This is a genomic window from Tenacibaculum sp. MAR_2009_124 (assembly GCF_900105455.1).
Taxonomy (GTDB): Bacteria; Bacteroidota; Bacteroidia; order Flavobacteriales; family Flavobacteriaceae; genus Polaribacter.
Genome location: NZ_FNSF01000005.1, coordinates 954,592 through 966,186, shown reverse-complemented (window position 1 = coordinate 966,186; position 11,595 = coordinate 954,592). Strand labels below are relative to the sequence as shown.

At 29.8% G+C, this 11,595-nt stretch carries 10 protein-coding genes; 4 read left to right on the top strand and 6 right to left on the bottom strand.

Annotated features, from left to right (window positions below):
* Positions 1–46: 46 nt before the first annotated feature.
* The gene (locus BLW23_RS15050; protein ID WP_093671270.1) at positions 47–472 is read left to right on the top strand and encodes a c-type cytochrome; all 426 of its coding nucleotides are present in this window, start codon (positions 47–49) and stop codon (positions 470–472) included.
* A gap of 196 nt (positions 473–668) precedes the next feature.
* Here BLW23_RS15050 and aqpZ read toward each other — a convergent pair whose 3' ends face one another.
* The gene (aqpZ, locus tag BLW23_RS15045; RefSeq protein WP_093671268.1) at positions 669–1,355 is read right to left on the bottom strand and encodes an aquaporin Z; all 687 of its coding nucleotides are present in this window, start codon (positions 1,353–1,355) and stop codon (positions 669–671) included.
* A gap of 489 nt (positions 1,356–1,844) precedes the next feature.
* Positions 1,845–2,666, bottom strand: coding sequence for a helix-turn-helix domain-containing protein (locus BLW23_RS15040; protein ID WP_093671266.1), 822 nt, complete (start codon positions 2,664–2,666; stop codon positions 1,845–1,847).
* A gap of 135 nt (positions 2,667–2,801) precedes the next feature.
* On the opposite strand from BLW23_RS15040, the gene BLW23_RS15035 reads away from it, so the two are divergent.
* Complete coding sequence (locus BLW23_RS15035; protein WP_093667314.1) at positions 2,802–4,022, top strand: IS4 family transposase; 1,221 nt, start codon at positions 2,802–2,804, stop codon at positions 4,020–4,022.
* A gap of 382 nt (positions 4,023–4,404) precedes the next feature.
* Here BLW23_RS15035 and BLW23_RS15025 read toward each other — a convergent pair whose 3' ends face one another.
* Positions 4,405–4,830: a helix-turn-helix domain-containing protein gene (locus BLW23_RS15025; RefSeq protein WP_093671262.1), complete on the bottom strand. Its 426-nt coding sequence runs from the start codon at positions 4,828–4,830 to the stop codon at positions 4,405–4,407.
* A gap of 935 nt (positions 4,831–5,765) precedes the next feature.
* Entirely contained in the window at positions 5,766–6,353 is a 588-nt protein-coding gene (locus BLW23_RS15015) for a GNAT family N-acetyltransferase (protein ID WP_093671258.1), read from the bottom strand.
* A gap of 247 nt (positions 6,354–6,600) precedes the next feature.
* Here BLW23_RS15015 and BLW23_RS15010 point away from each other — a divergent pair, with 247 nt between their 5' ends.
* Together BLW23_RS15010 and BLW23_RS15005 are read left to right on the top strand one after the other, a co-directional pair.
* On the top strand, positions 6,601–7,227 hold the full coding sequence (locus BLW23_RS15010) for a hypothetical protein (RefSeq protein WP_093671256.1): 627 nt from the start codon (positions 6,601–6,603) through the stop codon (positions 7,225–7,227).
* A gap of 386 nt (positions 7,228–7,613) precedes the next feature.
* Positions 7,614–7,793 carry a hypothetical protein gene (locus tag BLW23_RS15005; RefSeq protein WP_093671254.1) on the top strand — a complete coding sequence of 60 codons (180 nt, stop codon included), beginning with the start codon at positions 7,614–7,616 and terminating at the stop codon, positions 7,791–7,793.
* A 1,578-nt stretch (positions 7,794–9,371) separates the two neighbouring features.
* Here the strand turns inward: BLW23_RS15005 and BLW23_RS15000 are convergent.
* Together BLW23_RS15000 and BLW23_RS14995 are read right to left on the bottom strand one after the other, a co-directional pair.
* Positions 9,372–9,698, bottom strand: coding sequence for a hypothetical protein (locus BLW23_RS15000; RefSeq protein ID WP_093671252.1), 327 nt, complete (start codon positions 9,696–9,698; stop codon positions 9,372–9,374).
* Positions 9,695–11,593 (bottom strand): BACON domain-containing protein, encoded by a 1,899-nt coding sequence (locus tag BLW23_RS14995; RefSeq protein ID WP_093671250.1) that lies wholly within the window; start codon positions 11,591–11,593, stop codon positions 9,695–9,697. The genes BLW23_RS15000 and BLW23_RS14995 overlap by 4 nt, the downstream gene beginning before the upstream one ends.
* Between the last annotated feature and the right edge of the window lie 2 nt (positions 11,594–11,595).

Sequence of the window (11,595 nt, the reverse complement as noted above, 5' to 3'; positions counted from 1 at the left end):
AAATGTCAGATTTTATTGTACTTTCAATTCTCATAACGAAGTTCTAATGAATAATTCGAATTTAAAAAACAAAATGTTGCTTTCTTATGGCATGGCGTTTCTTGTAACCGTTCTAACCGTTCTTTATTCGTTTATTTCAGAAGAGCAACCAGTTGCTTTTTGCGGGGTTGTTGAACCAAGATGCGGCAATACCTTAACTGAAAATGCTAAAGAAGGTAGGAAATTGTTTAAAAGTATCTGCGCTTCCTGTCATAAAATCAATAAAAAATTGGTAGGGCCAGCTTTAATCGGTCAAAAACTTGATACTATTTATTTTGTTAAGTATGTTGTAAATGAAGAAGAACTACATAAAAAGAAGAGTAAAAAAGCTCTATCCGTGAATAAAGAATATAAAAATGCTAACTACAATCATCAATTCAATTATTTAACGGAACAAAATATTCTAGATGTGTTTGAGTACATCAATAATTAAAACTGATACTAAAAATCCAACTTTGATAAATAAAAAGTGAGCAATTTTAACCACCTAAAAAAAACATTCCCAAAATGGTGAATGTTGTTATAAGAAAATAAGTAGTGGTAAACTCTGTGAAACTGCCACTATTGAGACAAAATCGCTGATCTCTTCATTTACCACTACTCACATAAAATATTTTAAACTGCTATTTTTAGTCGTTTTCTGGCGACATCATCTTATAAACAAATCCAGCTAAAATTGCTCCAACAATTGGTGCAGCAACAAAAAGCCAAAGTTGCTCAATTGCCCAACCTTGCACAAATAATGCCTGACTAATACTTCTTGCAGGGTTTACAGAAGTGTTTGTAACAGGAATACTTATTAAATGAATAAGTGTTAATCCTAATCCAATAGCTAAACCTGCAAATCCTTTAGGTGCTTTTGAATGAGTAGCTCCTAAAATAATTATCAAAAACATGAAGGTCATTACTATTTCTGTGACCAATGCAGCAAGTAAGCTATACCCCCCTGGCGAATGTTCTCCATAGCCATTAGAAGCAAATCCACCTATTTCAAATCCTGCTTTTCCAGTTGCAATTATATATAGGATGCCAGCTCCAGCGATACCTCCTAATATTTGAGCGACAATGTAAGAAAGAAGCTCTTTTTTATCAAAACGTCCCCCAGCCCAAAGTCCAATAGATACAGCGGGGTTCAGATGACAACCTGAAATATGTCCAATAGCATATGCCATCGTAACAACTGTTAAACCAAAAGCTATTGCAACGCCTACAAATCCAATACCTAGTTCGGGATATCCTGCCGCTAAAACAGCACTTCCACATCCTCCAAGTACCAACCATAAGGTTCCTATAAATTCAGCTACTAATTTTTTCATTTTTTGTTATTTAAAGTTTATAATAGTTATTGTAGTAGCTAATTCAGTATAAAAATTTTTGGTAGCAATAAAGAAGTAAAAACATATGTTTGGATATTATTCGATGATTATTACTTATTAATTGAAATGAAAATCGACCTAATAACTCTCAATGTTTTTTACTTAACTTTTTTAAATATAAGTAAATATAACCAATTACGCATTTGGGATAAAATATTACTTTGAGTAAAATTATAAAGCAAAATACCATGTAATTTAATATCTCGAAGGACTTTTGAGCATACATTTATTATTGAATATCTATCTCGGATAAAAAACTTTTGTTAATTTTAGTAGTAAATTTTCGATTTGATATGTTGAAAACAAGAAGTTTTCGGATTTTAAATACTTCTTAATATAATTTACCCTTTTATCAATCTTAAAAACCAACACATGACGGTTTTATTTATACCTAATAGTGGTGTTTATAAAGAATCATTGTATTTTAATTTAACTCATATGTTCTTTTCTAAATTGCGTTGGTGTCGAGTTGGTCAATTTTTTAAATGCGTAATAAAATGCAGCTTTGCTGTTAAACCCTACATCTATTGCAATGGCAAAAATAGTATCTGGTTTTTCTACCAAGAGTTTTTTCTTCGCTTCCTCAATACGATAGGTATTAATATAATCGGTAAAGCTCTTTTTTTTGTTCTCATTGATTGCTTGTGAAATGTAAGGAAGTGGACAATTTAACTTTTCTGAAATAGTATTCAGTTTTAGTTTTTGAGAGAGATAAAGTTTTTCTGAAGTAACTAATTGATCGATTTTCTTAAATAACTCTTCAGAGTTATTTAAATTCGAATGTACGTACTTTTCTTTATGCCCCTTATCACTATAGTTACTTGAGAATGCAAAAACTGGAAAATACATAAGCGAATACATTAATACAAAAAAGAATGACATATAAAAAATAGGTTCAACAACAAACAATATTGGTAATAACTTGAAATTAAACCATGTCAAAATGGCTTCTGATAGCATACCAAACATTACAAAAACATTTACTTTTAATAAGAGCTTAAGCCATTTAAAATTTCCTTGACTCTGTTTATTTAAATCCGTAGTTAATTTTTCTCTAATTAATAGAAGATATGATTTATACAAAAAAAATAAATTAATCAAACACGAGAACGTAAATTCTATTTTTGAATAAATCAAAAAACTTGAGTCAGCAGTCCCTTCAATTCTATTAATTGGTAATATATAATTAAAGAAAAGAAGAAACTTAATAATTGAAAACAACAATAAAAATAAGCCCCATATATCAGTCATGGTCGGAAGATTTTTCTTCCGACTTTTTTTGTTTCTAAGAAATAAAAAAAAAATATTTAACCTGCTGTTTTTCAGTTGTTTAACTTGTTTTTGAGTATTGTTTTTTGTATCTTATATACTGATAATTAAGCTATTATGTCAGTATTTAAAGATCATAAAATATCCGTAAAAGAATTATTAGGTATTATTCCAGAAGCTCTTTTATCTAAATTATCATCCACAACTAATGTGGATTATTACACCAAAGTGCTTCATGGTAAAAAAATGTTTTATTTGTTGCTTTATGGTATTGTAGAAAACGAAAAATTAAGTCAACGTACCTTAGAAGATACTTTTAATGATTCTCTGTTTAAAACTCTTTTCAATTTAGATAAATCAGAATCCATCAGAAGAAGTTCTATCTCAGAAAGGTTATCTAAAATTGATTCCGATTATTTCGCTCAAATATATCAATGCATTTATAGCCAGTTTCACGATGCTTATCCAATGACTTCTAATAACGAAAAACATCAATTAGTTCATGTGGATAGCTCGATGGTTAGTGAAGCTGCTAGTAAATTATTAGAAGGAATTGATCATAAAAATGGTAAGAAATCTGTTAAATATACTATTACCTTTGATGGTTTATTGCCTTGTGAGTTTAAAGTGTTTACAGAACCTAAGTATTCCAGTGAAGATATGGCTTTGCCTGAAGTTATAATGGATCATGTAAAACAACACAAAAATCATAAAAATATTTACGTCATTGATAGAGGTCTTCAATCTACCAGAACCATGAAAGATTTTAGTGGTAATGATATTTATTTTATTGCTAGAGCAAAAGAAAATAGAAAATATGTAGAATTGGAATCTTTACTCGATAAAAATCAAAACTCTGACCTAGGAGAGTTAAGCCTTATAAAAGATAGTAAAGTATATCTGTATACTGGTAAAGCTATAAATAATAAGAGAGGAAATATTCACTATAAACAAGAGTTAGTAAAGACTCCTTTACGTTTGATTGTTGCAAAAACAAAAACTGAAGATCACAAAGAATTTTGTTTTATTTCTAATCAATTTGATCTCTCTGCTAAGGAAATTACGCAAGCCTATAGAAAGAGATGGGATATTGAGGTCTTTTTTCGCTTTATAAAGCAAGAACTAAATGTAAGTCACTTAGTATCTTTGAATAAAAACGGAATCAAAGTAGTTCTATATATGACTTTAATTGTAGCAATGTTAATAGCAATCTATAAAAAAGCTAACAATATTGGGTATAAAACGGCTAAAAGAAGGTTTAAAATGGAACTCAGAAATTTAGCCATTGCTATGATTGTGGTAATTTGTGATGGAAATTTAGATCATTTTGAAACTTAAAAATAAATGGTCGGAATTTCTTCCGACCATGACTGCCCATATATTCTCTTTTTTTTGTTTTCTAACTAAACATAAACATTCCAAAAATTTTAAAAACAAAAAACCAATAAAAGGAAAAAGTAAATAGGACGAAAACCATACGACTAAGGGTAATTGATACTTATTTGCTGTAGTAAAGGTATCTAATGAAAGTAATGTGTAAATAAAAGTAACTGCTCCTAAAGAATATCTAGCGCATTTATTTTTACCCAAGTTATTTTTAGTTAAAAAAATAAATAAGGTTATAAATACCCCTAAGAAAAAACTTATTCGCGAAAAAACCTCCATATCAGACCCAATTTAGTACTTCTATTTTGAACCTTTAAGCAGGAACAAATTAATCTTAAGTGTTTTTAACGTTCTCTTTTCTGAATTGTGTTGGTGTTGAGTTGGTCAATTTTTTAAAAGCATTATAAAAAGCTGTTTTGCTGTTAAAACCCACATCTATGGCAATAGCAAAAATAGTATCTGGTTTATCAACCAAAAGTTTCTTTTTGGCTTCTTCAATGCGATAGGTATTAATATAATCGGTAAAGCTTATTTTTTTATTTTCATTAATAGCCTGAGATATGTAGGGAAGAGGACAGTTTAATCTTTCAGAAATAGTATTTAATTTTAGTTTTTGAGAGAGATAAAGTTTTTCTGAAGTAACCAATTCGTCGATTTTCTTATATAACTCTTCAGAGTTATTTAAATTCGAATGTATGTACTTTTCTTTATGACTTTCATCACTGTAGTTACTTAAGAATGCAAAAACTGGAAAATACATTAAGGAATAGACCAGTAAAAGAAAAAACAATGCATAAAGAATTGGCTCTATGATAAATATAATGGGGAAAAGCTCTTTATTGAACCACCCCAAAACAACCTCTAATAGTAAACTAAGTATTATTAAAATATTAGTTTTTAATAGCAGGTATATCTATTTAAAATTCCCTTGACTCTGTTTATTTAAATCCGTAGTTAATTTCTCTCTATTTAATAGAAAATATGCTTTGTACAAAAAAAATAAATTAATCAAACACGATAGAGTAAATTCAATTTTCGCATAAGTAAAAAAACTCTGGTTAGCTGTTTCTTCTGTTCTATTAATTGGGTATATAAAATAAAAGAAAAAAAGAGTCTTAAGAACTGTATAAAGCAATAGTATGCCTACCAAATATTTCTCTTTCGAATACTTTTGACATAAACATAAACAACTCAAAAATTTCAAAAATAAAAAACCAATAAAAGGAAATACTAAATGTGATGAAAACCATACTACCACAGGTAATAGGTATTTATTCGCAGTAGTAAAGGTATCTAATGAAAGTAATGTGTAAATAAAAGTAACCGTTCCTAAAGAATATCTAGCGCATTTGTTTTTACCTAAATTATTTTTAGTTAAAAAAATAAATAAGGTCATAAATACTCCTAATAAAAAACTTATTTGCGAAAAAATCTCCATAACGAGTACAATTTAGTACTTCTATTTTTAACCTTTAAGTAGAATCAAATAAACAAATTAATGTTAAGTGTTTTTAACGTTTTGTTTTATAAAACCGCACTGTTCAAGATAAAAAATATATCTCATTTTATAAAACAACACATCGAATCGAAGTTTAACATCTAGCTTTGTACAAGAAAATATACATTTTACCAGTATTTAAAATAAATCCCCTTATTCCCTCCCCTTTACTAAGCTTGTAAGAGCTATTGTTAATTTCAATAGCTCTTACTTTTTAAAAAATATAAAGGGTATTGAAGTTCCGAAGTTTCTTTGAAAATTTTAAATCCGAAATATTCATATAAATTCAAATTCTCTTTTGTTGTGGTTTCAATAATAACGGGTAACGTAGTATCCTTATAATACTCTTGAAGTTTTTTGATTAAACGAACCCCATGCCCCTTTCCTCTTTCATCTGAATAAGTTCCCAAGATCATCGGATGGATATGAGGTTCTTTGGTATGGTACTTCTTTAAAGCCATTTCTCTTTTCAATACTTTCACCACATTTTTTAATCCTATACATTTCAATGCTAATTTAAGGTCCCAAAAAACTGTTTGCAAAGTTAGTTTTTTAGTATGCGGATACTGAATTAAAGCACAAGCCTTTCTATTATCAGATAAAAAAACTTCTCCAAAACGCAGAGAGTTATTGAATAAGTATTCCATTAAAACCTGAAGACGTTCTCTTCTTTTGGCATCTTGTTTTACCACGAAATTAATCGAGTTTGGAATCGTTATTGGTTCAAAAGCAGAAGTTAAAATATCTACGATAAGTTCTTTATCTTCTTTTGTAGCTTTTATCATAAAAGATCTATTCCTTACGAATATAAGAATTAGATGGAGTAATCACTAAATCTAAAATTGAAATTCCAAAAAAATATTTACACTTAAAAACAACTATATAAAAAACTTATAAACAAACACTTAAAATACCTCTTCAAAACCTTTATTTAAGAAATAATACCTTCCAAATATACTTTTTTTGATAATGGCACACTTCTTGGTTTTAGGAGTAGAGATTTTGAAAACTTAATTTAACCGACTTATAATTATGAAAACTAAACAACTACTACTACTTATTTGCCTTACTTTATCTTTTGCGTTTGTATCATGCTCAAACGAAGAAGAAATAATTAATAGGTATAAATTAGCCATAAAAGTTACACATCAAGGACAAACTTTAGAAAATGCATCTGTTCGTATTTATGAATCTATAAAAGATTTACGAAACAAGGAAAACCACCTTTTTGAAGGGAATACTGATAAAAATGGCTTCATTGAATTCAAAGAAAATATTAACCCTGATTTATATTTCGCAGGTATAACAAAACCAGAAGAATGTTTGAGCAACCGATTTTCGGTAAATGCTATACAATTCGAAAATTATGAAGTAACCCCTACATCAATTCACCCTTCAGACCATTTCATAGAAGAACTTGAAGTCGAAAAGACCATACCTTTAAAATTAAATAATAAAACAGGATTAGGTTTACTTATTTACACCTACGGTGATGATGAGGCAACTGGTTTTATAGAAAAAGATGAGATGTTTTTTTACGATGCATTTCCAATAAATACACCTGAGAAAGTTAAAATCAAGTATTTCGATACAGTTATTTCAATAGACCATATTACTCAAGGCAGTTGTGAAGAAATAACTACATATGAACTCCATTAAATAAACCTTTTAACCTTTATTAAATGAAAAAAGAAACCTGCAAAATTGCAGGTTTCTTTTTTGTGGAGAAGGCGGGGCTCGAACCCGCGACCTTTTGACTGGCAGATAAAATACAAAAACAATTTAAACCACTTAAAAACATTAAGTTAAACAGTATTTACAAATAAAATTTCCCCTTTATTTCTCCTTTTTTTTTAATATTTAAAGTACTCTTTTACTTTATTTTGTTTTTAATTCTTAACTTTGTAAGTGCGTTAATGGCAAGTACAGGGTGTTTTTGAAAATATCGATTAAGTAAAAAGCACCCAAGAGCTGAATTCTTACGCATTTACCTACTCATTTAAAATAAAAAAAAAGCTATTTTCAAGCCTCATACACCACTTTTAATGTTTGTACTACTCACACCAGAAAACACTTACTATACAAACCCCAAGAGCAACGAACCGTTTTCAAAAAACATCAGCGATGCACAAGTATTCGAAAGCCTTGAAAAGGCTAAAAAAGAACAACAAATCGCGCTAAAAAAACACAACAAAACAACTAGCATCAATACCTTTATTCACTAAAAAAGCCATTCAAAACTGAACGGCTAATTTTCACTACATGTACGATCTAAATGCTCCCCTTAAAAATCGCATGTTAAAATTACGCTTTTTAATTTTAAAAACAGTATTTTGCAAACACTTTTTGTAAATTGTTTAAGGGGCAATTAGCGAAAACTTTCTTTAACTAGCATCATGCGCATTAATCAAACTTTCTGACTAGCTACAACTATTTGAAACAAGTTAGTGCGCATTCTTTTCAATTGATCATTCAGAATTTCTACCCAACATTTTTTTAAAAAATTGTGACTTTCTAATATTTTAGACATCTAAACAATAGACACGTTAAATTTTAAGAAGGGTTTAATTGGTTTCAAAATTAAAGGAGCTCTATTAGCTCCTTTTTTAATTCCCTCCAAAAAAAACAATTAAATAGAGTCTTGCTGATTTTAAATTCCACAGATCAACTACTTATTCGTTCTTTTCATCAAAACAATTACTCCTTTAATCAAAGGAATTGAAAACGAAACAAAATATTAATTAACTTTAAATGGTTTTTGAATAATTATTGATTTAAGAAAGAAGAGGTGTTTTTGAAGGAGCGCCTCTTCTAATTTTTTTAAATTTTTTCCTTTAATAATACTGCATGATGATGAAAAAACACTATATTTGAACTTGTCCTTTGAGACGTCTTAGGACTTTCTTTTTCATAGCAATTTTCCCGCTCAATCTTTTGAGTGGGTTTTTTTTTCTTGTCTACAACAATACCAACAACTCATTTTAGACATTTTTTGTCGTTTTTAAAACAATACACACGACATGCATACTACTAAGCAATATCTAAAGAAACTAACGCTACTTTTACACATGTGTTAAAACAAAACAATCACAAAATATCATCCAAAAAAAACAATGTTTTAACTATTTTTTCGATACGGGAAAATTGCTAAAAACTCCTTAAAAAGGAGTTTTTTTTCGTTCACCTACACATCTCTAACAAAAATCTACACTAAAAAGCTATCTCATCAAAAAAAAAAAAATCTAACCTCCAATATCTGTAACTTGCTAACAACAAAATGTCATGTAATCGAGTTGTTAATATACTTAAACTATGAAAAGAAGTGTACAAATTTGCTCAACACTTCTTTTCTTTTTTTTATTAAACCTTGACAGAAAAAATCAATACTCCAAAAATACTACACACACAAATCAACACACAACAAAAACACTACAGACCGATTTTAACTTGAAAATCGGCGTAAATTTGCTTCAAGTTTAAATCCCCTTAAATTTTAGTTTATATAGGTTGTCAAAAATCACCCCTATTACAAACATAATCACCCCCCAAATTAAACATTGACAACCATTTTTTTTATCCCATTCATAGGGATGATTGGCTCCTTCGGGAGCTTTTTTTGGTACTAACCAAAGGAGCTAAATGCACCGTGATTCCACTAGCCTGAATTTAGGGCTTCTATCTATTTCAAGTATTCATTAGTTTTCTTAGTTTTAACTTCAGTAGTAGGCTTACTGCGTACCGACCAAACCCTTCATTTGTTTTCTTTCTTGGATTTGTACGCAGTTCCTTTCAAAATTTCAAGTTCAAATTCTTTTGGAGCAATAGACAGTATTCGCTTCATGGTAAATAATGCCTTGAAGCTTTTTCCCTTTAATAGATTTTAGAATCAACTTAGCCGGCTCAAAATCATTTTCTATAAATAATTGTCCGTCATATTTAACCTCATATCCTCGGCTGTTAGGTAAATCGATAAAGCCGAGCTCGGTAGATATAATGGCATCAACATTTATAGTAAATGGCATGGAGTGCTTTTTATACATATAATCGTAAAACAACGAATTTTGCTCAACCAGCTTTAGCTTTACATCTGAAAAGTCAAGCTTAAATTTTTCATTATAAAATACTATCATTTCTCAGCGTTTATAAAGGTTAATTTTCTACTTGGTGAAGACTCTTTACTTTTTTGCAATAGAATGTTTCTAGTTTTCGGCACAACATTAATAAGTTCTCCTTCCTTTAATAAATAAATATTTCTAGACTGCAACATATTGTGTATTGCTTGAATCTGAGATTCAGCATAGATCCAACCTGTATTTACATCGTGTTTTATTCCCTTATCAACATCAAGTATTTTAGTGATACTTGTATTATAATTATTTACATAATTGGCTGTTTGGTGTTTTAAACTTGATGTTTTTTTGTATTCGCCTGTAAACTCCAACGAATCGAAACACCCCCATTTGTTTTCCCAAAAAAACACGCTAGAATCAACATCTTTTTCCCTAATAACAACTTCAATATTCTGATCTAAAATAGAAAACGTAATTACATCGCCTGTTTTAAGGTTAAAACCATTTAAGGGGAATCGGAATGTATAAAAAAGCTCACTTGAAGGCGCTATTGTTATTGTTTGATTGATAGCTCCAGATACAACAATGCGAGACACAGTTGTTCTGCTTTCATTTAAAAAGGAAAAAGAAACTACTCCTGTATTGGTTACATATTGCTTATTTCCTACCTCACTTAAAACTCCATTGTCTGGACGGACTCCTTTTAAGAAATTAATGTTTTCAATTCTTGAATCTATTAGCGTTGTTCCATTAAAAACATGGATCTCTCCAACATTAATATTTACCAAAATCTCATTATATGGCTTATCGAAAAATGTTTCTGTAGTAATCAAATTTTGTACGCCTATGATGTTTGCCAATTCTACACCAATGTTTTGTGAAGATATTCCTTTAAAAAAAGGAACTCTATACTCAGGTTGATAACCTGAATCATTATAAACAGTATCCAACAATAATTTCAAACAGGTGTTATTATTACTAGTGGCTACTTGAATTAAATTTTCATCATCCGTAAAATGAAGAATATCTGGAGATGGAAAGTTTTGTAAATATTCAATAATAAGTAAGCTTACATAAACTTGTTTTGTAATGACTCCATTAGTAACTGTTACCATTGCATTGTATTCTCCAACAGGTAAAGCTTCTAAGTTTTGAACTCCAATTTCTACGGAATGAGATCCTGAAACACCTGTATTAATACCAATATTTACCCAACCTTCAATTGCAGAAATGGTCCAATCGTGCGAACTGATAAAATCGATAGTTTTAGGAGGTGGGTTTGACGTTGATTTTACATATTGAAAATCTAGTTGACTTGGAGTTATCGTTAACTCATCATCAATGGTTTGTGTAACATTTAAAGATACTGGTATAATTTTGATTATCAATCCATCGTTAAACGTAAGACTTGTATTATAAATACCAACCGACAGGCCACTACCATCAATATTAAAAGTAACTGTTTTATCTCCTCTCCCACTAGCTTCTGAAGCATTTAACCATGATGCACTATTATTAAGGAACCAGTTTCTCCAAGTATTTATTTCTATTTGCTGGGGACCTGGTAAATTTTGACTCAAATCATACTCAAAACTTAAAGAACTTGGTGTAACAACCGACTCTTGACCTTCTAAAACTTCAATAGTTACATCAAAACTTCCCAAAGGATAATTTACTTGTCTATTATTTTCAATGGCAATTTGAAATATCTCAACGGTTGTCGTATGAGTACCTAAACTTAAATTGTTAGCAGCCGAATTCGTTCTAACCTGAAAAGTTGTATCTGTATAATTAATAGCAGTAACCCAATCAGCATCTGTCTGAGGGAATTTCTGACCATTTGCCGGGCTAGAATGCGGAGCTATAGGAAGCGTTTGATACTCCATTAAACGATAAGGAGGTACATCTGTTCCTTTGGTATAAGTAAACGCTAAACTTGATGGTGTAATAGGCATAA